This window comes from Paraglaciecola sp. QJM3NY_14, assembly GCF_056173245.1.
Map to the genome: position 1 here is coordinate 1,646,649 of NZ_CM149664.1, position 25,375 is coordinate 1,672,023.

Here is a 25,375-nt window from a genome sequence, read left to right on the forward strand (position 1 = left end):
GCTATGACTAGTAAACGATAAAAACGCACAGAGTAAACCGACGGATATGATTGAGAATTTCTTCACTAAATGAAATCAATTGTTAACAATATACATTGAGTGTATATCAATTTTTTGCCAACTACATGTCCTTTCCATTCGTTAGCGTATGTCAGCATCAGGCAGTGTTTTGTGGTTATCGGTCGATTTAGAGGCCGAAATACTACCTCAGCGTCGCACTTACATTAAAATATGTAGTGTGATTTGCGCAGTCTATTTCTAGCGGTTAGTGACAATGGAATGACTGGTGTTTTTATTTTTGTCTATTACACAAAGCGCAATACTAGCGAAATAATAATACCGGTGACGATAAGTTGAACTAAGCAAAATCCCATAATATCTTTGGCCTTTAGCCCAGCAATGGCTAGCACGGGCAAAGCCCAAAATGGTTGGATTAAGTTTGTCCACGCATCGCCCCACGCCACTGCCATCGCCACGCGGCTCACGTCTGCGCCTAATTCTGCGGCAGCAGGCAGAATAACAGGCGCTTGTACCGCCCATTGCCCACCGCCTGATGGCACAAAAATATTGACGATACCCGCACTGATGAAGCTCCATACGGGGAGTGACTCGGCGCTAGCAAAGCTGATAAGCCATTGGGATAAACTTTGTGCTAATCCAGATTGCACCATGACCGCCATAATTCCCGCGTAAAACGGAAACTGAATAATAATGCCACTCCCACCGTGCACGGCCTGTTGAAGACTGTGCAGCAAACGTTTAGGGGTGCCGTGTAAGACGATGGCTAAAAACAAGAAGAGGCTGTTCACGATATTCAGATTCAGGCCGCCGCCTTGAGCAAAGTAACTCACTAGGTAGGCGATACCCACAAAGCCGACTAACACCGCTAACAGCTTACTGTTCTCAAGTTTATCTGCTGGCCGAGTATTTTCGGCGCTTGGCATAGGGTCGTCATGCAGTTTATCTGGACTGACAATAATGCTCTCGTCAGCAGAGGGCATCATCAGGCGATTAACCAGAGGCACGACGATAAACAAAATCCCAAGCAGGGTCAGATTAAAGCTGCTGAATATAGTGCTGCCTGTAGTGAACACGCCGATTTGGTCCTCACTGAAGTGGCCAGGCGTGGCAATGGTCAGTGGAATTGAGCCTGCTAATCCGCCATGCCACACCACAAACCCAGAATAAGCACTGGCCACTAATAGGCGATAATCTACATGGGTCTGACGGGCGAGGGCTTTAGCAAACAATGCTCCTATGACTAAACCAAACCCCCAATTGATCCAACTGGCGGTGAGTGATACCAGGGTCACTAAAATAATAGCTTTACCCGGGGTATTTCCCAGCGTTGCCAGGCGGCCTAATAGGTTCTTCATTAATGGCGTATTAGCCAACATAAAACCGCTGACTAATACCAATAACATTTGCATAGAAAAGCTCAATAGCCCCCAAAATCCATCACCCCATTGGGTAATAACGCTTAAGACAGGTTGCTGTTCAAAAATAACCGCAGCGCCGATTGTGACTAGCGTCAAGATAAGCACAAAAATATAGGGATCGGGCAGATAGCGCTCTACTAGTTTTGTAAAGGGCTTCGCGACATGGTTAAGCATAAAGAACGCCTATAACATATTGATAACAGAAGGTATGTTAGCGCATTTTAAGTCAATGTATATGCCTTGGTATTGCGGCTAGAAAGTCAGTGACAGAACGGGAGACAAGGCGTCATATGTCGATTTGCTTATGTTCTTGATTCAGGTGCTGCTTCAGGCGCTGCCTCTGGCTCAGGAGCAGGCTAGATATGTGCAAATCTAATGATTCAATCTATTAACAAACACATTGGCACTTTTTCTTTATAATACCCAGCTTAAGGCATTTATAATATCTAGCTCGAGACTCTTATGATAGTTCGCGATACCCCTCACTCGTTTCGGTTGTTTTTTATTTTGCGTGGGTCGGTTTTACCGCTTATTTACGGGAAAATTCTATTTATCACCTTGCTGGGTGTGGCAGTTGCTGTAGCGCAACATTTCTATCCTAAAATATTCCCAGATTTTACCCTTGCGCCTGTGGCTTTGTTTGGTGTGGCGTTGTCGTTGTTTCTTGGTTTTCGTAACAATGCCAGTTACGACCGCTGGTGGGAGGGGCGTAAACAGTGGGGGCAGTTAGTGGTGGCGTCTCGTAGTTTATCCCGTCAATTGATGTCCTACATTGATAGCAGTGAAAAAGCGGGCATCGAGGCGCAAGAATATACCATCAAGCTCAGCATAGCGTTTTCTCATGCGCTACGACACCAGCTTCGCCAGACTGACCCATGGCCCGATATACAACAGTATGTCACCGAGCAAGACACAGTATGTCTGCGCCAAGCAAACAGTTTGCCGGATGCGATATTACGTATGATCGCGCTAAAAATTAGGCAGTGCCGGGAGCAAGGCTTGTTGTCAGACATTTTGCAAGCGAGCTTAAATGAGCACATTACTGCAATGGCTGAAGTACAGGCGGCATGTGAGCGCATTCAGACCACGCCGTTGCCATTTGCGTATATGTTACTGGTGCAGCGCACAGCCTATTTGTACTGCTTTATTTTACCTTTTGGTATTGTGGCCTCCCAAGGATTAGTCACGCCTTTGTTCAGTGCCATTATTGCCTACACCTTTTTTGGTTTAGATGCATTAAGCGAAGAGTTGGCCGCGCCTTTTGGCCTGTCTGCCAATCATCTGCCTTTGCATGCTATTTCTCGCACGATAGAAATCAATCTGCTGGATATATTAGGGGAAAAGCCATTGCCTGAGCCTATCGAAGCAGAAAATCACCGCCTAGCCTAGGTGCGTTAGACTTCAAAGCTAAAGACAGCGTGAACGCAATTTTTATTGGTATTTTTTGGTTGCTTATTTATTTAGAAATACGCTAGTTAAGACAGGCTCGCGCCCTTTTTAATCGCCTGTACAGTAAGCAGGCTAAGTGAGACGCTTAAAATGTGTCTGCTGCCATATTAAAAAAGCGCTCACTTTCGCTATATATCGCAAAACCATTTCGAGTATACGGTTTGATTGCAGGGCTTATTTTTGGCACCCATAGTGTCAATGTTGGTAGATTAGCTTGTGCTGCTTCATGTGTAGAGTTGAAACAGCTTCGCCAGATCAACGCACAGGATTGGGAGCAGTGCTAGCTGGGGTCATGTCGGAAATCGATTGGCCCTAGTACAAAAGTAAATGTGGTTCACCGTTTTCAGTAACCGCGGTCCCTATCCACTAGGCCAATGAGAGCTTGTTTATTGATGTAACGCTGCACATTGCTGACGAGGACTTGACCTGCGCTGTCATCTTGAGTGATAGCAGCGATATGTGGGGTCACTAAAACCTGAGCGTGTTGCCAAAGTGGATGTGTTTCAGGTAGGGGCTCAATCTCAAACACATCAAGTACAGCGTAGGCTAAATGCTGGGCATCGAGCAAAGTCATTAAATCATCTGGCACTAACTGTTCGCCGCGCCCTACATTAATCACGCTGGCCCCTTTGGGGAGCTGGCTTAGGGTTGTAGCATTGAGTATGCCTCGTGTTTCTGGTGTAAGCGGCACTAAGCACACTAAAATATCCGTCTGGGCTAAAAACGACTCTAATTCAGCATCGCCACTAAAACACGTCACCTGCTCAACTTGTTTCGGGCGGCGGCTCCAGCCATTGACACTAAACCCCAGTTGTAAAACGGTTTGTGCTGCAGCTTGGCCTAAGTTACCTAAGCCCAAAATACCGACGCGTCTTTGCTTATTAGCCACCGTGGGCATTGGTCGCCACGAGCCGACTTTATTCGCGTTGATATAGGCGAAGGTATCTCGATGAATATTCAGCACATGCATAGCAATAAACTCGCTCATGCCTTTGGCAATACCTGGGTCAAGCATACGTACCACCTGAATATGCTCAGGCACGCTAGCTAAGTCGAGTTGGTCGACGCCCGCCCCAACTGAGAATATGACTTTCAAATTGGGATAGTCTTGTTGGTAATCACGTGGCAATTTCCACACTATCATCAACTCAATAGCGTCTTTATTTTCCACATGCGGCCAGTGGTGCCAAGCCACGCTCGGCAGGGCATCAGCAAAGAGTGCCTGCCAAGTGTCGTTACGTGATAGTGGCCCGCGAAAAAGCACATGGGTTGTCATGAAAATTTGCCTCGTTGTTTATTCGTTGTGTGACGGTATCCTAACTTGAGTGAGGTAAAATTGATATTCGCTGAAGGCGATTTGTTTTAGGTAGGTGTCTTACCCCTAACACCACAACCGCAACACTCGCAACACCCATAATGCGACACTGATTATCTATTACCCGTGACGCAACCTTAGCCTACAAAGTGCTGTCTGGTTGGTTTTCTGGCGCGGCTTGGATAAAGGCGTCTAGGTTGTTACACGCTTGATAGGCACGCATTATTCTAGGGTAGGGCTGCATGTCTACTTTGAATCGCAGGGCGTTGTATACTTGTGGCACTAAATAGACGTCCACCATAGTCACCTGATCCCCCATAGCGAAAGCAGGCGATGTCGATGGCGAATTGTCTGCTGCGAGCATGCGTTCAATGGCTTCAAAACCTTGCTCAATCCAGTGGCGATACCATAGCTGTTTTTGCTCATCTTCGATGGTTAACTCATTACTGAGGTACTTCAGTACCCGTAAATTATTCACTGGGTGAATGTCACAAGCGATCATGTCTATTAAGCTGCGTATTTTGACGGCTTCCATTAGGTCTTCGGGCATTAAGGGATATTGCGGATACTTGGCCTCGATGTACGCGAGTATCGCCCCTGATTGAGCAAGAACTTCGCCGCTTTCAAGTTGCATACAAGGCACAAGCCCTTGTGGCTGCATGGCTTTATACGTTTCACCTAGGTGCTCGCCTTTAAGTAAATTTATCGCTACCAACTGATAGTCAATACCTTTTAGATTAAGAGCAATACGCACACGGTATGCTGCGGAAGAGCGAAAGTAGCTATACAATTTCATGTCTTATTTTCCAGTGTTTTAAATCGTAAACCTCGGCTTATTTAGCGGCCTTGCTTGTCGTCCCAGCCTACGTCTAACCGAAGATCGTTGCCGGCATCATAGCGGTAAATAAATCAGTTTTTCTCCCAGACTCATCTGAGTTGCCAAGCAGTGTTATTCACTAAGACGCGAAGTTTTAGTCATCAGTAGGTGAGTTGTGTTTTAATCTAATTTTTTAGTAAGCTGATCACAACAAACTCATAATCAAATAGTGTATTTAACTCAGTGCGTTAATGCGCTAAGTGTAAACTTATGTTTCTTATGAGACTGAGGCGCCCGTAATGCGCCCCCTCCTAAATCGAAACTCTTTAGGTTATTGGTAAGTTGTATTTTTGGATTCATTCCAATCGGTGATAAATCAGTTACTTACAAATTAGCCATGTACCAAAGAGAGCGATTGGGCCAAGCATGAGCCCAAGTGAAATAAGACCAGTAATTTTTGACGAGGATATAAGCAGTTGAATGTGATGAAGTGGTGCGCGGCAGATATAACACACATGAAAAAGATAAAAACATGTGCCTTATTATTCACTTTTTTTTGGTCTGCCTTGCTCACTGTTAACAGCCAAGCTGCAGATATGGACAAGGGTTCGCTATCTACCCAAGTATCTTTGAATCAAGTTAACCAAATAGCGGTTGCTGCAGCGAGTCAAATAGCCTTTAAAATCGACCCATCTCAATACGCTGGGGCGCAAGCATGTCAGGGGTGTCACCAAAGTGAGTATGACCAATGGCAGCAGTCTGATCACTTTAAAGCCATGCAAACGGCAAGCAAAGACACTGTACTGGGGGATTTCGGCGATATCGAAGTGAGATTTCATGATATAGCAACGCGCTTTTTTATTGAAAATGGCGAGTACAAAATCACGACAACCAATAAGCAAAACAAGATCGAAACTTTTGATGTGCCTTATACGTTTGGTTTCTACCCGTTGCAGCAATATTTAATTGACGTAGGCGAGGGCAAGCTACAGGCGTTTAACATTGCTTGGGACAGTCGTAGTGAAGAGGAAGGTGGTCAGCGCTGGTATCACTTACAACCCATTGAAAAAATCACTCCTGAACATCCATTTTTCTGGCAGCGTCATTTTCAAAACTGGAATAGTCGCTGTGCGGATTGTCACACAACCGATCTCAAACGCAATTTTGAACCTAAAACGAATGCTTTTGATACGCAGTTTAGTGAGGTGAATGTGGCCTGCGAAAGCTGCCATGGCCCGGCTGGTCAGCATATCAAGTTGGCTAAAAGCGATAGTTTGAGCAAAGACCATTCTGGCTTCAGCCAACTTTTACCCGCGGTGAAAAACTTTGCGTTTAGCGCCAACAATCCGATTGCCCATGCTGATGGCAAACCGAACAACAGCGAAGTTAATGTGTGTGCTCGCTGTCATTCATTGCGTACTCCTTTGTCACACCCTTTCTCAGTCAACAAGCAAAATTACAAAAAACAAAATGACAAAGACACCCATGGTAAAAATGCCATTACCCACAGTGCTAATCAGCCTCAGCAAAGCTTTGTGGATGACAACCGGTTAGAGTGGATCCGTGCGCCGTTTTATCACGCTAATGGCAGCATCAATGAAGAGGTGTTTGTGGCCGGTTCGTTTATGCAAAGTAAGATGCAACATGCGGGAGTGACTTGCTCGAACTGTCATAATGCCCACACGGGGAAAGTGAAAATTCAAGGTAACGGTTTGTGCTTACAATGCCATCAAGCTGAAACCTTCAATAGCCCAGAGCATCATCACCATACGCCGCAAACAGAGGGGGCCATGTGCGTAAACTGCCACATGCCTGAAAAAACTTACATGGGTGTGGATGACAGGCGAGACCACAGCTTTTTGATCCCAGATTTGAGTTTTGACAATGCGGCAAGTGAGCCTCAATCCTGCTTAGCTTGTCATGATAAAGACGACAAGCATTGGCGAGAAACAAGTCACAAGTTATGGGGGAGTAATTCGAAGGCAAATGAATGGAAAGTGACTCGTGAGCATGTGCAGAATTTGGCCCCTCAGGGCTTAAGCGAGGCTATCACTTATATTCAAAACCCTGAGTACAGTTATTTACGCCGAGCTTCTTTATTAGCTGATCTGAGTCAGTATCGCTCACAAGAGGGGGTAAATATCGCTCTTGAAAACCTCGAAAGCGACAATGCATTATTGCGCCGCGCTGCTGTTGAGTCGTTGAATATTCTAGGGCCACAAGCACGTTGGCAGGTACTAAGTCAGAAACTCGATGAACCGAGTAAATCAGTCCGCTTTGAAATGGCAAGAACGCTAGTGGAAAGCGTGGGTCAGTTGACACGCTCAGATAAAGCCAAATTGATGCCACTGTTAAATGAATACCGGGATATGCTTGCGATAAACGCAGACTCACCCATTACCCAATTAGCCCTTGGTCATTTGGCTAGCAACTTGGGGGATTTAGCAGGAGCGGAGCAAGCGTATTTAACCGCGTATAGAATAGAGCGTAGCTATATTCCGGTGTTAATTCAGGTGTCTGAGTTTTACCGTCAACAAGGCCAAGACACAAAGGGCGCGCGTTATTTGCAAGAAGCGTTACAGATTGAGCCAAATAACGCCCAAGCCAATCATGCGCTAGGTTTGTTCAAAATTCGCCAGAAGCAATATGGGCAAGCCTTGGCGAACTTGAAAATATCAGCACACAGTGATGAAGCTTTGCCGTCTTTTGCTTATGTTTACTCGGTGGCGCTTGACCATCAAGGGCAAACGGCAGTTGCTATCAAAGAGTTAGAGCAGGCCCATCAGCGCTGGCCAGCTGATACTGACGTGTTAAGTGCGCTTGTCAGCTATTCAAATAAAACGGGCCAAACCGATAAAGCGCAGCAATATCAGTCTATGTTGCGCGCGTTGCAACCATAATTATACAAGCGCGCGGCTAGTATTTAGCGCATAAATCGAATGCTTAATTAGGCGCTAGTTAAGCAAAGAAATTGAGGAAGGATTTTTATGCAACCTACTGACGTGCGGTTATTTATTCCTTGTAAAGACTTCGCGGTATCGCAAGCATTTTATCAGGCTTTGGGGTTTATTAAAGAGCCCGTTAATGAGCAGTTATGCATATTCAGTTGTGGCGAGTGCACGTTCTTTTTGCAGAACGTTTATAATCAAACGTTTGCTGAGAATTTAATGATGCAACTTATCGTAAAAGACATCAACGCTGTATATGAGCAAATTCAGAACATGGGCGAACTAGCCGTTAAGCATGAGCCCATCAAACAAGTGCCCTGGGGCAAGGTGATTTATTTATGGGGGCCAGCTGGTGAGTTATGGCACATCACCGAATTAAGCGTTTAAGGTTTATTTTCCTGTAGAGCACAAACTGCACAGCCCAAATCTATACTCGATTACATATTCGAGCTGACGGATGCCATTTTAATCCCTGCAAACAGTAAAAAGCCACCCGCAGATTTATTGATCATATTAACCACTGACGCTTTAACCGCGCCGCTAGACAGTTTTTGGCCGATGCAGGCGTACATAGTGTACGACAATAAATCGACCACTAAACACGACGCGCCCATAATGAATAATTGCAACAATATGGGTTTTTCAATATCGATAAACTGGGGAAGTAACGCCAAAAAATATAATAATGCTTTGGGGTTGGCGAGCTCCACGATAAAGCCCTGACTAAACAATGCGATACCTTTGGCATTTGAACTGGCACTTTGATTAACCCTCAAGCCGCCGCTTTTACTCACAATGGCATTTACGCCTAAGTACACCAAGTAAGCCACACCTACCCATTTGATTATCGAAAAAACGAAGTTTGACGCCACCAATAGTGAAGCAATGCCCGTCGCTGATAACAAAAAATACACCACGTTGGCGCTGGCCACACCCGTTACACCGAATATGGCTTTTTTCGCTCCATGGCGAGCCCCCTGAGAAGCAATGGTGATCACCGCAGGCCCAGGCGACATACACACGATTATGGTCGTGGTCAGAAAAATAAAATAGGCGTGAATATCCATGGGCACTCCCAACTGTTTTGCTGTGACGTTAATCTATATAGTGGGTAACGTTCGTATTGTCTTATGAGTCGATGTTACTGGAAGTATCTGAAAGTAACAGCGTTCAGAGCGCGTAATGTACGATGAAAAGGAATCATTTACCAGCACAGTGAACTGAGCTGTAGCGCATGTTTCAGCTGTATTTTTAGGTATTCCTGATACACGTCAATTACATGAATATTAGATAAATATAATATAACGCTCCTATTGACAAAAAATGTTCAACAGGAGTAAAGTTCACAAAGTTTCAGTAATTACTGAAACTTTAGAAGTAAAAGTTTAATACACCCACATTCAGATTTGCAATGCGTCGCATGAGCGACCACATTAGGAGCCCTTAAATATGATAGATGAAACCTTTGTGGATCTATCGAGGTTACAGTTTGCGATCACCGCACTGTTTCATTTTTTATTTGTGCCTCTAACACTGGGTATGACGTGGATTTTGGTCATCATGGAGTCGGTTTTTGTTATGACCGGCCGACAAATTTATCGCGACATGACTAAGTTTTGGGGCAAGCTATTCGGAATCAACTTTGCCATAGGGGTTGCCACTGGGCTAACTATGGAGTTTGAGTTCGGCACCAATTGGTCGTACTACTCACATTATGTAGGTGACGTGTTTGGTGCGCCATTGGCGATAGAGGGCTTAATGGCTTTCTTTTTAGAATCTACCTTTGTAGGTATGTTCTTTTTAGGCTGGGACAGACTAACGCGCCGTCAACACTTAGGCGTAACGTTCTTAATGGCGGTAGGCACTAATCTATCTGCATTGTGGATTTTGATTGCCAACGGTTGGATGCAAAACCCCGTCGGCGCGGAATTTAACTATCAAACCATGCGTATGGAAATGACTAGCTTTGCTGAGCTGGTGTTTAATCCCGTGGCGCAGGTTAAGTTTATTCATACTGTTTCCGCCGGTTATGTTGCTGCGTCAATGTTTGTGCTTGGGATCAGCAGTTATTACATTCTAAAAGGACGTGATGTTTCTTTTGCCAAACGTTCATTCTCGGTGGCAAGTGGCTTCGGCTTGGCGTCAATATTGTGTGTTATTTTACTAGGTGATGAGTCTGGTTACGAAGTAGGTGAAGTACAAAAAGTGAAACTGGCGACTATCGAAGCTGAGTGGCACACAGAAGAAGCACCAGCGGCGTTTACCATGTTTGGCTTCCCTGATTCAGAAGAGCAAGTGACTCATGCTGCTATTAAAATACCCTATGCGTTAGGCATCATTGCTACGCGCTCACTAGATGAAGAAGTGGAGGGGATAAGCGATTTAGAGAAAAACCATGAAAAACGCATTCGTAACGGCATGCTGGCTTATGAGTACCTCGATAAACTTAGAAATGGTCAAGACACACCTGAAAACATCGCCACGTTTGATGAGCTAAAAGCCGATTTGGGTTATGGCTTATTGCTCAAGCGTTACACGCCAAATGTGGTTGATGCCACGGAAGAAAATATTCAACAAGCGGTGAAAGACTCCTTCCCTAAAGTGGGCCCGATGTTTTGGTCATTTAGAATCATGGTGGCCTGTGGTGTGGCTATGCTCGTCGTATTTGTACTGGCTTTTTACTATAACGCGCACCGGGTTATCGAACAGAAACGTTGGTTATTGTGGGCGGCGGTATTCAGTATTCCACTGCCATGGATAGCCATTGAATTCGGCTGGGTGGTCGCAGAATACGGCAGACAACCTTGGGCAATTTCAGAGATTTTACCCACGTTCTTGGCAACCTCGTCATTGACCACAAACGACTTGATCATGAGTATTGCTGGGTTTGTCATCTTTTATACCGGCTTGGCAATCGTCGAAGGTTGGTTAATGCTGAGATTTGTTAAGCAAGGGCCGAGCTCATTGCACACCAATAAATATCATTTTGAAAAGATTTACCAAGAACCGGCTGAAGAACAAGGAGCGCAATCATGATTTTTGATTACGAGACGTTGAAATTATTGTGGTGGTTGATCATTGGCATTCTGTTAATTGGCTTCGCGGTAACCGATGGCATGGATATGGGTGTGGCTATGCTGCTGCGCCTAGTAGGTAAAACGGACAGCGAACGCAGAACGGTTATTAATACCATCGGCGCGCATTGGGATGGCAACCAAGTGTGGTTCATTACCGCTGGTGGTGCATTATTTGCGGCTTGGCCCATGGTGTATGCCGCTGCCTTCTCGGGTTTTTACTTCGCAATGCTACTGGTCTTGTTCGCGTTATTCTTTCGCCCACTAGCCTTTGATTACCGGAGTAAAATTGATACGTACCGCTGGCGTAATAATTGGGACTGGGCGCTATTCGCCGGCAGTGCCATTCCAGCGTTGGTTTTCGGTGTTGCTTTTGGCAATCTGTTTTTAGGGGTGCCTTTTAATATCGACAACCTGCTGCGTGCTAGTTACCAAGGTTCGTTCATCGGTTTGCTTAATCCATTTGGCATCTTGGCCGGCTTAGTTAGCATTACTATGTTAATGGGCCATGCGGGCATGTGGTTGCAGCTACGTACCGACAGCGATGTCGCCAAGCGCTCAGGCCAATACGGACGATACGCCTTAATCATATTTATGGTGCTCTTTGCTATCGCAGGCTTCTGGGTAGCCAACATGGACGGGTACCAAATTGTCAGCATGCCTGATACGCAAAGTTACGCTAATCCTATTGCTAAAGTGGTTACCTCAGCGCCAGGAGCGTGGTTAGACAACTACAGCGCAATGCCACTAACGTTAATTTTCCCTGCACTGGGGATGGGGATGGCAGCGCTTGCTTGGTTCTTCTCAAAAGTGGGTAAACCTGCGCTTGGTTTAGTGTCTTCTAGCTTGATGTTAGTGGGCGTTATTATGACGGCAGGAGCATCGTTGTTCCCATTCGTTATGCCCTCAAGCAACAACCCTAACGTGAGTTTAACCATGTGGGATGCGGTTTCGAGCCATATGACGTTGAACGTTATGTTTGTGGCAGCGGCTATTTTTGTACCATTGATTCTGGCGTACACCACTTGGTGTTACGTGAAGATGTGGCGCAGGGTGACCGTGCATGAAATTGAAAATAACACCCATGGTAGCTACTAAGCGCGGGTTAGTTGAATAATTTGCAGGTGTCATCCTATTAAGTGCTGACACCTGATATTAGGAGAGTTTTTATGTGGTATTTTGCGTGGATTTTAGGCGTGCTATTGGCCTGCACACTGGGCGTCATTAACGTGATGTGGTACGAATTTCAGCAAAACAAAGACAGCATAGCGGACGATGAAAAAGAGTTGTACGAGAGGCTGCAAAAAGAACGTGACAACTAAAGCCCGTCCAGACCGCGCTCAGCAAATGCTGTTGCGCGGTTTTTTAAAGCGCGAGTCTGCATCCGCAGCGGGCTTACTTCGATTCAGTATCGCCCTGGGTACTGTTAATGCCTTACTGATGATAGCTAGTGCCTACTTACTCGCACAAAGCATTCACCTAGTAATGTTTGAAGGGGCCGACTTAAACGCCGTTAGCCATTTTCTTTGGGCTTTAGGGGGATTGATCCTTGTTCGGGGCTTGTTTTTGGCCCTAAGCCAACGTTTAAGTGCTCAAGCTGCACGCAATATTAAATCTAAGATGCGCGCCAATCTTTTGGAAAAAATAGCGCAACTCGGGCCAAATTTTACCGATCGAAAAGGCCACGGTGCGATGCTTAATACTCTACATGATGGGGTAGAAGCACTGCACGATTACTACGCTAACTATTTGCCTAGCGTGGCGTATAGCGCCCTGATCCCTTTGGCTATTTTAGTGGTGATATTTCCCACCGACTGGCAAGCAGGATTAATATTTTTGTTTACCGCGCCGCTCATTCCTTTTTTCATGATTTTGGTTGGGCATAAAGCAGAGCAACTTAATCAAGACCGATGGCAGCAATTAGCGGTACTTGGAAATTACTTTTTTGACCGCATTCGCGGCTTAACGCAATTGAAGCTGTTTGATGCGACCAAACGGGAATTAAAGCAGATTGCTAAAATATCAGATGATTTTCGCCATGCGACCTTAAGTGTATTGAAAATCGCCTTTCTGTCTTCGTTTGCATTAGAATTTTTAGCCACGATCAGTGTGGCTCTGGTTGCTGTACTGATTGGCTTTCGTTTGTTTTTTGGCACGCTGGACTTCGCCACCGGCTTTGTGGTGTTGTTACTCGCCCCTGAGTTCTATTTACCTTTGCGTAAACTGGGGAACCATTATCACGCTCGTCTTGAAGGGATAAGCGCCGCGGGCGATATGTTAGAAATACTGCAAACCCCTAATAACGAATCGCAAGTGACGAGTGAGCCTGCATCCAGTGCGCTAGATAACAGCCTTATTAACGGCTCTATTACTGTCTCTGGGCTGAGCTTTACTTACCCTGACAGCGATGAAGGGGTTCACGATATTAGCTTGGCTTTACCGGCAACAGGCATGGTGGCTTTTGTCGGAGCAAGTGGGGCTGGTAAAAGTACTTTATTCGACTGTTTACTCGGCTTTTATCCTCAAATCATCTCTTGTATTGATGCGGGCAATGGCCCACTTAGCGCTGCAGATATTCCTACGTGGCAAAGGGAGATCGCGTGGATCCCCCAACAACCGACATTATTCTACGCCAGCATTAAAGAGAACATCATGTTAGGTAAGCCTGATGCAACACAAGCAGAGGTTTCGTTGGCGGCTGAAAAAGCAGGCGCGCTGGCATTCATCGAATCCTTGCCGGATGGTTTCGACACCCTTTTAGGCGAACAAGGTGAGGGGGTATCTGGCGGGCAAAAACAGCGTATCGCACTGGCGCGGGCTTTTTTAAAAGACGCCCCCCTTTTAATACTTGACGAACCTACCGCGCATTTAGATAGCGCCACTGAGCGAGACGTACAGCGGGCCATCAATGAACACGCTAAAACACATTTGGTACTGGTGATTGCTCATCGACTAAGTACCTTACAACAAGCAGAATCAATTTTGTTGCTTGAAGCTGGGCGCGTAGTGCAACAAGGCAATTATCAGACATTGAGCCAGCAGAATGGGCCGTTTAAGCAATTGCTAAATAGCGATAATCAGGCAGGTGCTTATGCATAATTTCAATCGTTTATTACGCCTATGTCGGCCCCATATAGGGGCGATGTTATTGGGTGTTTTTCTAACGGTATTGACCGTATTGGCGAACGTGGGGTTGCTTGCTATTTCCGGCTGGTTTTTAGCGTCCATGGCGGCTGCTGGATTAGCCGCAGCACAAATGAATTATTTTACACCCGCTGGCATTATTCGCTTTTTAGCCATTGTGCGCACGGCATCTCGTTATGGGGAGCGCCTTGTTACACATAACGCGACCTTTCTACTGCTGAGTGAAATTCGCGTCAGCGTGTTTGCCACGCTAAGTCAGTTGAATAATCAACAGCTGGCCATGAATCGCAGTGCTGATTTGTTTAATCGTATGCAAAACGATGTGGATGCCCTCGACAAATTTTATCTCAATGTGTTGCTGCCAATGCTGGTGGCATTGGTATGCGTACCGATTGTAATTTGGATAATCGCCGGTTTTAATCCACAAGTGGCGTTAGTCTGCTTAGGTGCACTGTTGTTAGTGGGGGTGGGGTTACCTGTGTTGCTCAGTGCCAAGCTTAGTCGCACTGCAGCGCAGCAGACTGAGCGCTCAGCGCAGCTTCGTGACGCCTTATCTGATATGTTAACAGGGCAACGGGAGTTGGCCTTATATCAAGCAACCGACAGCCAATTAGCAAAATGTAACGCAATACAGCAAAACTACAATGATTTGCTGGATAAGCGACACGCGGCACTCGCTGACAGTGATGGGGTGAGCTTAATCGTTGTGCAGCTAGCCATGCTTGCAAGTGTTTGCGTGCTGGTGCCTCTGGTATTCACACAGCAAATAGAAAACGTGCATTTAGCTATGCTGTCATTATTTGTTTTAGCCAGTTTTGAAACTGTGCTGACTTTGCCAAATGCCTTTATTCAACTCCCTGTAGCCTTAAGTGCCGCTGGGCGTATTTTTGCCTTGCAAGACGTGTTAGCCAAAACCCAAAATACATTGAATTCGAGTACCAACACGACAACTAGCAAAGGACAAGATAAGCAACCTGAGCCGATACTGCAGCTAAATCAACAGGTACATCAGGCCCCCAGCGTAACAAAAGGCCTCGGATTAAAACTGAAAAATGTCAGTTATCAGTATGATAGTGATCCATTTACCGGGAACCTTTCCATTAAACCCTCGACGGGCAACCAACATTTTGCACTAGAGAATATTAGTCTGTCGATTAACCCGGGCCAAAACGTGGCGCTTGTTGGCCCAAGCGGTAGCGGTAAGTCGACTTTGGTTAATTTGCTAAGTGGCTTATGGCCTGAGCAGCACGGCAGTATTTGCGTTACGCACGATGCCAACGGGCAAATTGATAAAGAATATGCCATTAAAGGGCTCACCTTTGCGCAACGCACCAAACTCATCGCGATCCTCGCCCAGCAACATCACATTTTCGATGGCACCATCGCAGATAATTTGCGCTACGCCGCGCCTGATGCCACCCACGAGCAAATGCTACATGCCTGTGAGCAAGCACAGTTGGGAGACTGGGTGTTCACTCTGCCAAATAAATTAAATACGCGATTAGGCAGTGCAGGTAGACGAATTTCACAAGGCCAATCTCGCCGCTTGGCGATTGCACAGTTGTTATTGCGTCGCCCCGCATTATTGGTGTTAGATGAACCCACAGAAGGCCTCGATAACCAATCTAAGCAAGCCGTTATGAAAGCTATCATGGGGGCGATGAATGAGAGTACGGTGCTGTGTATCACGCACGATCCAGCGCTGTTGTGCAATATGGACAAGATCATATGGTTAGAAAATGGCCAGCTTAAAGGGGAGGGCACCCACCAAGTGCTATTGGCAGAGCATCAGCAATATAAAGAGTTAATCACGCGCATTTAGTCATGTGAATTAATCCCATTCGCTGACCTGAGACAGGGTGAAAGTGTTCAATTTCTTGAAGAGGATTTTGCTGAAGAGCTTTTCTAAAAAGCTTATCTAAAGAGCTTTATTCAAGAGCTTTGTTCAAGCACATGCTTAAAGTATTAACGCCATTTTCAACGTACAGCTGCAGATATCCAACGTTTTCCAATCCCTGCATAGTTAGTAGAAAACGTATATGAAAGTAACATCAAGAGACAAGCAGGTATTCTAATTAGTATGTCTAGTCATCAATCTCTAAGGAGAAATAGCAATGCAAACACTGCCTCATCAGTACTCAGTCACCGCCAAAGGTGATTCATCAGGTGCTTTAACGGCATATTGTGACAATCTTCCGAATATTACCGTCGCGCCGCCCTCACAATTTGGCGGTGATGGTGACAAATGGTCACCAGAGGATTTATTTATGGCCGCTATCGCCAATTGTTTTGTGCTCTCGTTTAGGGCAATTGCTAGAGCGTCTAAGTTCGAATGGCAAGACATAAAATGTGAATCTCAAGGCACCCTCGACCGAGTGCAGGGGAAAACGTTTTTTACCCAAGTACGAACTACAGTGCAGTTATCGATCCCCAAAACTGAAAGTATTGAAAAAGCTGAAAAACTGCTCAATAAAGCCGACGAAGCGTGCTTGATCAGTAATTCAATTTCGTGCGAAATGAGTTTAGAGTGTGACGTTGTTGTACAGTAAGTTTGATGTCTGACTGACTTTCGATGTATTGGTTATGTCAATTTGGTAGCTAATACCAATTCCATTGAATCTTCCCTAAGTGGCTGATTATTTAGTGGCGTTGGTATAAGACATAAAATTTATTCATCATTAATAAAAATTAACGAGGGCTTATCAGAGTATGAGGGCGGAATTGCGCGCTAAGATCGTCACGGTTTGTGACAAAAAAATAGCCAGCAAGGGCGATAACGTTGGTTTGTCATTTTACGCTTTCTTTGCGAATAAGAACGACGATCCTGCATTACTGATGGAAGCAGCCACGTGGTGGATTGAAACTCACAAATTAGATCATTTTGAGAAAGCTCATAAGATCAAAGACATGGTGCTAAACAACGTTTAATTTAGAGATAAATTAACACCGCTCGGTGTACTCACGTCATAGCAGATAACAGCGTTTCACTTTGTTTCTGTAAGTTGATTCTTATTGGTTTATCCTTTGTTGAGCAGCGACATTGGGAGGGAATAATAATGCAACGAGTCACTGGGATTGGTGGGGTGTTTTTCAAAGCCAAAGATGCACCTACATTACGTGCATGGTACAAACGTCACCTCGGGATAGATGTTCAGGACTGGGGCGGCTCCTCATTTTCATGGTGTGATGCAAATGGCCAAGCCGCTAAAGGCTCGACTGTTTGGTGTATCAGCTCAGCAACTGAAGGGGCTTTTGCACCAAGTAACGCGCCCTTTATGATCAATTATCGGGTGGAAGCGCTGCACGATTTAGTCAAAGTACTAAAAGCAGAAGGCTGTGAAGTGCTAGATAATATTGAAGAGTCTGAATACGGTATTTTTGCGTGGGTTATCGACCCAGAAGGCAATAAAGTGGAGTTATGGCAGCCCCCTAACGGCCATTAACACTGTGTGCTTCATCCAGTGGAACCTCCTAGGGCACTAAAAGCCTATAGGGTTGTCTACAAGTTCTATCATTACCTGGGTTGTGTCTAAATAAGACAAATTTGATAACTCATTTTACCTTTAGTAAAACACCACTAAAAATACTCAATCGAAAAATAGCAACTAAGGATTTATATGCGTCACGCTGTGTTATGGGGAAGTGCGTTAGTCTTGGGTTTAAGTGGGTGCGCTGCATCTAAAAGTGATCAGGATGTTGTTAAACAGCAGTTTGGTGAACGCTGTGAAGCGGCCAAACTTGAACTTGATGAAGCGGTTGAAGAGGGGCAATTATCGGATTTACGGACATTAAAGCAGGATATTGAACTGTATTGCGTTTGGCGTAGAAACTAATCGACGGCTGTCGTTTACCGATGAATAGTATGAACTGGGTAGAGCGATAATCAATATAGCTAACCCAGAGTGATGGGCCTATCTGCTCCACACGAATCGCGGTGAAAATGATCAAGTTAATCTGATTTTGAAAAGATAAAGCGACGAGTCAGTGGATTAAATAGTGCGTAAATATTTTCCTATCACACTAAAGTATTAGGAATGGGGAATATCGCCGTAACATTATATAAATCAACTACTAAACAGGGGGAAAAAACTAAATTTAAAATATAATAGGAGAATAATTTTATAAACTTTAACCTATAATCAGTTTTGTAGACGGCAGACTAATGCAGGGTGGTTAGTTTCTGGACATGTTGCTGAAAGTCATGATTAGAAGTCTTCAGTACTGTAATTCGTTTTTGTTTGGTCAGTTGGAATTTTTTGAAATATGTTTGAGAAACTCATCTCCCGTCTTTTTAAGCGCAGTCGTGCTAGTAACGCTGCCGATAATGATAAAGGTGTTTCTAATAACACCGTAAATACTGCGGCTAACCCTCAGCAAAACAACACACGTAAACTTGCAAATTCAACTGAGAAAACGAGCGATAATACTGTCGAATCTTACGACATACCTATACCAACTCGCACGGTCAACATCAGTGTCGCCTCATTAAATCGTCTTGATTTCTTATTCTACGATTACTTGCTTGGGCCTTCACAAACTAGCACCACATTGAACCCCATCGAGCAATACATTTTAACGCGGGTAAATCATGCGCTAAAATCTCCCGATAGCGTACTAACCCATTTTCCAGTGTTACCGCAATCGGTTATTTCACTAACCAATTTGCTAAATAATCCTGATTTTAATTTGCAGTCATTTATCAAGGTCGTTGAACAAGAGCCAAGCATTGCGACTGAATTGATGAAAAAAGCCAATAGTCCGGCTTATAAACGCGGTGACAAAGACATTACTAACTTGCAGCAGGCTTTTATGTTTATGGGGGCAAATGACATAAAAGAGTTCGTGCTTAATCGCTTCATTAAAAACTTATGTCAGCAAAAGCCTATTTATTTTAAAACCTTCGGCGAGAAAATTTGGCTACATAGCCAAGATGTAGCCATTGTGGCCAAAACACTCGCGGCGAGGCGTAAACAAAATGCCGACGCCGCTTATACCATTGGTCTGATGCACGATTTGGGTAAAGTTGTTATTTTTCAGTTTATGGTCGAGGCGTTTAAAATGATCGACCCGGATTTCAAACAAGACTCGTTGGTGTTTAAGAAATTTCTCAGTGAGAAATCGATGCTGCTCAGCGTAGAGTTAATGAAAATCTGGAATATGCCCAGTGTGATTATTGATGTAGTGCAAGGGCAGGTGGAAGACGTTACGAACGTGGATGATCTCGACCCCATGACGGCGATATTATTTGAAGCTAATTTGATCAGCGAGATAAGCTTGTCATACCAAGATGGGCATATTCAACCCGCCGAGTTTGAGTCATTAGTCAGTAATACTAAACTTCGGGATGACGCCAAGTTACTGTTACGTGAAATACTCAATATATACTCAGACGAAGCAAGTTCATCCTGCATAACTTGACGGGGCGTGAGCATGACTAGGAACTAAGAAAGCTCTTCAGCGCTTAGCTCATATTAAATTCTTTCAATGCATTCATAGCCAGTTCAGCCTTGCCACTGGGCACATAAATGTGATCGTGATAATAGGCCGCAACCACGTTTGCACTGATGTCGTATTCGGTTAATTTTGCTGCTACTGCTGCGGTCAATCCCACAGCCTCTAGACTAGAATGTACCGTGAGGGTAATTTGTCTATAGGTGCCGTCAAAAGGAATTTTCGCCTGTTTGGCATTTTCGGCTAGTAAAATTAGTGTTAAGCCTTCCGATTCTTGAAAAAAGCACACCGGATCCAAATGTGCATAATCAGCTACCTTACCGTCTACTGTGCAAAAGGCATACTCGCCGTCTTGCAAAAATGGCGACATCGATTTAAGTAATTCATCTAACTGTGTAATGCCTGACATGTTGTTTCCTGCTTTCATTGAGATTTAATACAGTGCTAATACTGACGAGGTGAGCATCTTACCTGAATAGGCTGCATGTGTTAAAGGGCGGTAGCGCCACCCGTGAAGACGCTTATTGTCTTGTTTTTTTTCCACCTTAAGCAAAGTGAGGGGCTCGCTTTTCAAAAAATGCCGCGACGGATTCTTTAAACTCGGCAGAGGCTAGTTGCTCGGCAAATATGACACCTTCACGTTTCATTTGCGCCTGAACTACCTCTTTGTTTACGCCACGAATTAAGCGCTTTGATTGCTTAACTGAATTAGGCGCTAAACTGGCGACTTGCTCTGCTATTTTTAGACTTTCAGCGACTAAGACGTCATCCTCGAATACGCGTGTAACAAGTCCCGCACTCAATGCTTCTCTAGCATCAAGTATGCGACCTGCAAGCATTAAATCATTTGCCCATGCTTGACCCACCGCAAGGGGGAGCAACAAGCTGGATGCGGCTTCAGGTATTAAACCTACATGGGTAAAGGGGGCGCGAAAGCGTGCACTTTTGCTGGCATACACCATATCGCAATGTAGCAACATGGTAAGGCCAACCCCGATGGCAGGGCCATTCACCGCGACCACAATAGGGGGTTCACATTCTGAGATAGCCTTTAAAAATCGAATGACCGAAGGGGTGCCACTCTCTTCAACTGGGTTAATGAAATCATCTAAATCATTACCCGCAGTGAAGGTATCGCCGTTAGCGGTTAATAGAACAGCGCGGATCTGGTCGTCATGGTTGCTTCGCTCTAGCTCATCCGCTAGGGCCGCATACAGTTCACGATTGAGCGCATTTTTTAGCTCAGGACGATTTATGGTTAACGAAAGAACTCGGTTATTTAGGGAAACATTAAGGCTCTTTGACATGATGAGACTCCGGCAATGGGGTTGGGTTGATGCAAGTCACTAAAACGGTTCTTTTTCACTGACTATGTTTTCTGCATTTTGCGTGACGTGCATTAGAAACCGCGCAATGGTTTCTTGCTCATCTAAGGTGAAATGTTCCAGCAGGGCATGATTTATATTGCGTACCTTTGAAGCGGAGCGCTGTGCAAGATCACGTCCTTTGGCCAATAAGATAACATTTTGTACCCTAGCATCAGTTGTCCCCTGTTGGCGGGTAACCAGTGCTGCTTTGGTCATTCTGTCAATCACGCCTGATAAGCTGGAGTAGCTCATGTTGAGCGAATCAGCGATGGCTGTGATCGGCGCGTTATCCTGTTTAGATAATGTGAAAAGCACAGCTAATTGAGTCGTGCTGACGTGCAGCTCGCTTTTGAGTTTTTTATCCGCGGCTTTAAAAAGCGCACCATGCGCTAACTGCAGCAAGTGAAATATCTTAAGTTGCTTTTTCATTGTGTATCATTTTCATTATCTATTTATTTAATGTACGAAATAAATATTTATAACGCAACGCTTTGGTCTATTTTTGCTCGTTATTCAGTAATCTAAAACCCTTTTATTTAATGTTAGAAATAAATTATTTTACATACGAAATAAATAGTGCTCTTATCTGGTTATTGAGCATCAGAACCTAAACGCATTGACTCAATCAACAACCAAGAGGCTAGTCATGAATAATTCAACGCAATCTTTAGCAGGTGTTGCAACATCTAGTGATATAGCGGCCGAATTGAATAGCAGAAACGAGTCTTCCATCACGGATGAAGCTTCATCTAGCGGGTCAAGCATTGAGCATGTCATCGTTACAGGTGCTGGTCATTCGGTGGTGCTGAAAGTTTTTAAGAGTCAGCTAAAACCTGTAAAAGGTATTTGCGTGGTTGCGGCCGCGACGGGCGTAGCGCAGCATCTTTATCAGGATTTCGCGATATGGCTAACCAGCTTAGGCTTTCATGTTGTGACATTTGATTATGATGGCATTGGTTCGTCTATTGACCGCCATGTAAAGCATTGCAATAGTGACTTGTTAGGGTGGGCGAATAATGATTGTCCCGCAGTACTTAATTTTGTTGAGAGGCACTTCAGCGGTCTCGAGTGTATTTGGATTGGTCACAGTGTAGGCGGTCACATGCTGGGCATGATGCCTAACACTGGCCCGATCAGCCGGGCGATTACAGTTGGTACTGGCACAGGAACGTGGTGGTACAATTCGCCCCCCACTAAGCGTGTTGCGTGGTTCTTATGGTATTTTCTAGTGCCACTGACAGTGCCGACTTTGGGCTACTTCCCTGGGGATAAGCTAAACATCATGTGCAACCTGCCCAAGGGCGTAATGATGCAATGGCGACGTTGGTGCCTCAAAGAGGGGTATGCGGTTGAGAACGAAGGGCTGTGGCTTAAGGAGCGCTTCGCCAATGTGAGCTTACCTATTTGCGCAATTGCGTTCAGTGATGATGAAATGATGTCTTTGAAGAATATCGATATGTTGCATGATCAGTTCAGCGCTGCAAATATCACCCGACACACTGTCGCGCCTAAAGATGTTGGTCACAAAAGAATAGGGCATATTGGTTGGCATAAGGGACGTTACCAAAACATGTGGGAAAAGGTATTCAGGCCTTTATTGCTGAGTTAACGCGAAAGAAGCGCGTCATTATAACTGTTCAACCAGTTGCTCGCAGAGTATTACACGCTAGGGTAAGGTTTTTACCGTACATTCAGCCTTTTCATACGCAAGAGTGAACTTATTGCAGAAAACAGAGGTCAACTGTTACATAATTGTTAAATAGTAATATAAATACTTTTGTGAGAATTCATGGCGTCATTATTCCCTCTTCCTAGCGTTGCAAACAACGATAAGCCTAATCTGAAAAAACAAACAGTGAAGGTGCGTTATCACTCGAACTTATTAGTTGTGTTAATTGCAATGGACGTATTAGGCGTGCTTGTTATGTTGACGGGGTTGCGGCAGCAGTTTCATCAGCAAGGCGTTTTACCTGAAACCATTGACGGCCCTTATGCTGGTGTCATGATGGTCGTTGCAGGTGTGATGCTCACCTTGCCCTTTTTTATTTGGAGCTTTAAAGCCAGTTTTAGACCCTTTGGCACTCTAAACAAATAGCGTGCTAAGTCTGTATTAAGCAAGCTACTCCTCTTCAAAATATTCACACTTGCTTCGCCGCAGTCAAAGGCTCAGTGGGGACCCCTTATTCATTTCAAAACACTCTCAAGAGCCATATGTGGTTCATGACACTAATCAAATGCCCTGTAGCCATAAAGTCAACCAGCTAAGCAATGTTAGCCTTTGCTGAGTATTTTTGCTGCACTGTGGTCTCCCTTACCTGAGTCAAAAACGTTAACCACAACCATTTTATGCTTTTGTTCTATTCGAACATTGGACGGGCATTCAATCGAAAATAAAGGGTTCTTTATTCGCCTTAGCTCGGATCCAATTCAAGGAAGATCTCACCGACTGTCTTGATAGTAGATTCTGTTCGAGTTTGTTTTTACCTGGGAAGGGTATCAGGCTTAACCCTATCAACATGGTTATTAAGCCTTGACCGGGCAAAACTAACATAATAATCCCACACACTAGTAAAGCTATCCCAAAGAGAACTTTTACCATTTCAATGATGAATATTAAGCTGCTTTTGCTCGGCGTTCGGTTAGGGATGATAACAGCATTTTTATCTTTGTTTTTTCTGCGGATAAAGTATCGTTTATCCATGTTTGTAATGATGTAGCTCATCAATATGAAGTAACCAATAGAAACCGCCGACGTTGGCAAAATGGTCAAAAATATAAAATTTGGGCCAAATGTATCCGTTAAATAGGTTGTCGCTATGGTGTAATATTCTGTCAGCACTTAGATTTCCGAAATTGATTTACATAAGCATTATTTGAGTAGGGTTTTATGCAAATAGTTGAACAATGGACCCAATGGGTTTACATCCATTGGGTAACCATCATAGTTGTTTTGCATATTGGCTTGTCCATTATGTCATCGTTACATGTACTTATGTTCAAAGAAAATGAACGTACATCGTTAGCGTGGATTGGATTAGTGATTTTTTCGCCCGTTATAGGCAGTCTATTTTATTGGCTGTTTGGGATAAATCGTATTAAGCGCTCAGCGCAGAAAAAACACCCTCAAACACTTAAGCAGGATTTTCGCGCCCCAGAACAACCCAATAAAATATCTCATATTCCGGCGCACTGGCATCCGGCAGTCATTGCGGGGCATACCATTCATCCTGTTAACTACGTTTCAGATAATAGTGTTGAGCCATTGGTTAACGGTGATATGGCTTACCCAGAAATGCTCCAATCTATTCATGCGGCTCATCGCTATATCGTTTTATCGAGTTACATATTTGACTGCGACTCACTTGGACGACAATTTGTAGATGCCCTGTCCGATGCGCATCAAAGAGGGGTCATCGTAAACGTATTATTGGACGGTGTAGGCATTGGATACAGCTGGCATAAATCAGACCGAGCCTTAAAGAAGCTCGGGGTGAAAACGGCTCGTTTTTTACCTGCCATTTCGCTTACGACTATTCGCTTTATTAACTTACGGAATCATCGAAAAATACTTTGTGTGGATGGTGAAGTAGCCTATGTCGGTGGAATGAATATAAGTAAAAATAATGAGGTTAAATCGGCTGAACACCCGATTGATGATATCCACTTTAAAGTAACCGGTCCGGTGATAGATCAAATTAGTCAGGTATTTGTAGAAGATTGGTTTTTTGCGACCGGAGAATTAATTGAATTTCCTTCGTTCGTACAAACCACGATGACCAAAACAAGTAATAAATCGGTTATTGCTCGGGCCATTCAAGATGGTCCCGATGAAGACCACAATAAAATACGTTGGACTTTGATTAACGCACTCGTTTGCGCTCAAACAAGTGTGAAAATTATGACCCCTTATTTTATACCAGACCAAACCCTAATGACGTCTTTACACGCTGCGGCCCTACGTGGTGTATCAGTGGAGATAATCGTGCCTAGACACAGCAACATTCCTTTTGTGGATTGGGTGATGGAAGCAAATTTCTCGCGCATAATTAAGCACGGTATAAAAATGTATAAAAATAATAGGCCATTTGACCACAGTAAAATTGTTGTTATCGATGACATCTGGTCATTTGTCGGCTCGACTAACTGGGATGCCAGAAGTTTAGAATTTAATTTTGAAATTAATTTAGAGTGTTTTGATAGGCAACTTAACGCCAAATTGAGAGCGTTTTTTCTTTCTAAAAAACAAAACTCGCTACCGGTTACGCAGCAGGAAATTAGCAATCTACCCTTTTATAAGAAGACTCGTAACAATTTGTTCCGGTTATTTTCACCCTATCTTTGATAGAGTTATTGGGCACCAGACCTTTCTAT

Annotated in this window: 24 protein-coding genes; 16 read left to right on the forward strand and 8 right to left on the reverse strand. The window is 44.5% G+C overall.

From position 1 onward, the window contains the following. Positions 1-305: 305 nt before the first annotated feature. A complete protein-coding gene (locus AC0VYA_RS07010; RefSeq protein WP_475490514.1) occupies positions 306-1,613 on the reverse strand; it encodes a short-chain fatty acid transporter in 1,308 nt (435 codons plus the stop codon). Positions 1,614-1,901: 288 nt separating this feature from the next. Between AC0VYA_RS07010 and AC0VYA_RS07015 the strand changes: the two genes are divergently transcribed. Then, on the forward strand, positions 1,902-2,828 hold the full coding sequence (locus tag AC0VYA_RS07015) for a bestrophin family protein (RefSeq protein WP_475490515.1): 927 nt from the start codon (positions 1,902-1,904) through the stop codon (positions 2,826-2,828). A 403-nt stretch (positions 2,829-3,231) separates the two neighbouring features. Here the strand turns inward: AC0VYA_RS07015 and AC0VYA_RS07020 are convergent, their stop codons facing one another. Further along, positions 3,232-4,164: a 2-hydroxyacid dehydrogenase gene (locus AC0VYA_RS07020; protein ID WP_475490516.1), complete on the reverse strand. Its 933-nt coding sequence runs from the start codon at positions 4,162-4,164 to the stop codon at positions 3,232-3,234. Positions 4,165-4,345: 181 nt separating this feature from the next. After that, positions 4,346-4,999, reverse strand: coding sequence for a maleylacetoacetate isomerase (maiA, locus tag AC0VYA_RS07025; RefSeq protein WP_475490517.1), 654 nt, complete (start codon positions 4,997-4,999; stop codon positions 4,346-4,348). Positions 5,000-5,535: 536 nt separating this feature from the next. Here maiA and AC0VYA_RS07030 point away from each other — a divergent pair. Then, positions 5,536-7,920 carry a multiheme c-type cytochrome gene (locus tag AC0VYA_RS07030; RefSeq protein ID WP_475490518.1) on the forward strand — a complete coding sequence of 795 codons (2,385 nt, stop codon included), beginning with the start codon at positions 5,536-5,538 and terminating at the stop codon, positions 7,918-7,920. 87 nt (positions 7,921-8,007) lie between these two features. Further along, the gene (locus AC0VYA_RS07035) at positions 8,008-8,355 is read left to right on the forward strand and encodes a VOC family protein (RefSeq protein WP_475490519.1); all 348 of its coding nucleotides are present in this window, start codon (positions 8,008-8,010) and stop codon (positions 8,353-8,355) included. A gap of 50 nt (positions 8,356-8,405) precedes the next feature. Here AC0VYA_RS07035 and AC0VYA_RS07040 read toward each other — a convergent pair whose 3' ends face one another. Continuing rightward, a complete protein-coding gene (locus tag AC0VYA_RS07040; RefSeq protein ID WP_011574290.1) occupies positions 8,406-9,035 on the reverse strand; it encodes a LysE family translocator in 630 nt (209 codons plus the stop codon). Between the two features lie 382 nt (positions 9,036-9,417). Here AC0VYA_RS07040 and AC0VYA_RS07045 point away from each other — a divergent pair, with 382 nt between their 5' ends. From AC0VYA_RS07045 to AC0VYA_RS07090, 10 genes are all read left to right on the forward strand, one after another. Further along, the gene (locus AC0VYA_RS07045; RefSeq protein WP_473479508.1) at positions 9,418-11,004 is read left to right on the forward strand and encodes a cytochrome ubiquinol oxidase subunit I; all 1,587 of its coding nucleotides are present in this window, start codon (positions 9,418-9,420) and stop codon (positions 11,002-11,004) included. After that, on the forward strand, positions 11,001-12,140 hold the full coding sequence (cydB, locus tag AC0VYA_RS07050) for a cytochrome d ubiquinol oxidase subunit II (protein ID WP_475490520.1): 1,140 nt from the start codon (positions 11,001-11,003) through the stop codon (positions 12,138-12,140). Before AC0VYA_RS07045 ends, cydB begins: the two co-directional genes overlap by 4 nt. A 71-nt stretch (positions 12,141-12,211) precedes the next feature. Beyond that, a complete protein-coding gene (gene cydX / locus AC0VYA_RS07055) occupies positions 12,212-12,364 on the forward strand; it encodes a cytochrome bd-I oxidase subunit CydX (RefSeq protein ID WP_006992518.1) in 153 nt (50 codons plus the stop codon). Further along, entirely contained in the window at positions 12,354-14,141 is a 1,788-nt protein-coding gene (cydD, locus tag AC0VYA_RS07060) for a thiol reductant ABC exporter subunit CydD (protein ID WP_475490521.1), read from the forward strand. Before cydX ends, cydD begins: the two co-directional genes overlap by 11 nt. Beyond that, complete coding sequence (gene cydC, locus AC0VYA_RS07065; RefSeq protein ID WP_475490522.1) at positions 14,134-16,008, forward strand: thiol reductant ABC exporter subunit CydC; 1,875 nt, start codon at positions 14,134-14,136, stop codon at positions 16,006-16,008. Before cydD ends, cydC begins: the two co-directional genes overlap by 8 nt. Positions 16,009-16,300: 292 nt before the next feature. Next, the gene (locus tag AC0VYA_RS07070) at positions 16,301-16,735 is read left to right on the forward strand and encodes an OsmC family protein (RefSeq protein WP_475490523.1); all 435 of its coding nucleotides are present in this window, start codon (positions 16,301-16,303) and stop codon (positions 16,733-16,735) included. Between the two features lie 160 nt (positions 16,736-16,895). Beyond that, positions 16,896-17,114, forward strand: a complete 219-nt coding sequence (locus tag AC0VYA_RS07075; RefSeq protein WP_011574297.1) for a DUF6500 family protein — start codon at positions 16,896-16,898, stop codon at positions 17,112-17,114. A 128-nt stretch (positions 17,115-17,242) separates the two neighbouring features. Next, a complete protein-coding gene (locus AC0VYA_RS07080; protein WP_473479525.1) occupies positions 17,243-17,629 on the forward strand; it encodes a VOC family protein in 387 nt (128 codons plus the stop codon). Between the two features lie 174 nt (positions 17,630-17,803). Continuing rightward, complete coding sequence (locus tag AC0VYA_RS07085; protein ID WP_475490524.1) at positions 17,804-18,019, forward strand: hypothetical protein; 216 nt, start codon at positions 17,804-17,806, stop codon at positions 18,017-18,019. Positions 18,020-18,449: 430 nt separating this feature from the next. After that, positions 18,450-19,604: an HDOD domain-containing protein gene (locus AC0VYA_RS07090; RefSeq protein ID WP_475490525.1), complete on the forward strand. Its 1,155-nt coding sequence runs from the start codon at positions 18,450-18,452 to the stop codon at positions 19,602-19,604. A gap of 43 nt (positions 19,605-19,647) precedes the next feature. On the opposite strand, the gene AC0VYA_RS07095 is transcribed toward AC0VYA_RS07090, so the two are convergent. The 3 genes from AC0VYA_RS07095 to AC0VYA_RS07105 all read right to left on the reverse strand — a co-directional run bounded on the left by AC0VYA_RS07095 (position 19,648) and on the right by AC0VYA_RS07105 (position 21,433). Next, entirely contained in the window at positions 19,648-20,046 is a 399-nt protein-coding gene (locus AC0VYA_RS07095) for an ACT domain-containing protein (protein WP_475490526.1), read from the reverse strand. A gap of 136 nt (positions 20,047-20,182) precedes the next feature. Continuing rightward, positions 20,183-20,944 carry an enoyl-CoA hydratase gene (locus tag AC0VYA_RS07100; RefSeq protein ID WP_475490527.1) on the reverse strand — a complete coding sequence of 254 codons (762 nt, stop codon included), beginning with the start codon at positions 20,942-20,944 and terminating at the stop codon, positions 20,183-20,185. Positions 20,945-20,983: 39 nt separating this feature from the next. Next, complete coding sequence (locus tag AC0VYA_RS07105; protein WP_011574302.1) at positions 20,984-21,433, reverse strand: MarR family winged helix-turn-helix transcriptional regulator; 450 nt, start codon at positions 21,431-21,433, stop codon at positions 20,984-20,986. A gap of 217 nt (positions 21,434-21,650) precedes the next feature. On the opposite strand from AC0VYA_RS07105, the gene AC0VYA_RS07110 reads away from it, so the two are divergent. Next, positions 21,651-22,613: a serine aminopeptidase domain-containing protein gene (locus AC0VYA_RS07110; RefSeq protein WP_473479535.1), complete on the forward strand. Its 963-nt coding sequence runs from the start codon at positions 21,651-21,653 to the stop codon at positions 22,611-22,613. 180 nt (positions 22,614-22,793) lie between these two features. Next, complete coding sequence (locus AC0VYA_RS07115; RefSeq protein ID WP_473479537.1) at positions 22,794-23,099, forward strand: hypothetical protein; 306 nt, start codon at positions 22,794-22,796, stop codon at positions 23,097-23,099. 285 nt (positions 23,100-23,384) lie between these two features. On the opposite strand, the gene AC0VYA_RS07120 is transcribed toward AC0VYA_RS07115, so the two are convergent. Beyond that, positions 23,385-23,843, reverse strand: a complete 459-nt coding sequence (locus AC0VYA_RS07120) for a hypothetical protein (RefSeq protein ID WP_475490528.1) — start codon at positions 23,841-23,843, stop codon at positions 23,385-23,387. A gap of 48 nt (positions 23,844-23,891) precedes the next feature. Here AC0VYA_RS07120 and cls point away from each other — a divergent pair, with 48 nt between their 5' ends. Beyond that, a complete protein-coding gene (cls, locus tag AC0VYA_RS07125) occupies positions 23,892-25,346 on the forward strand; it encodes a cardiolipin synthase (RefSeq protein ID WP_475490529.1) in 1,455 nt (484 codons plus the stop codon). Positions 25,347-25,375: the final 29 nt, after the last annotated feature.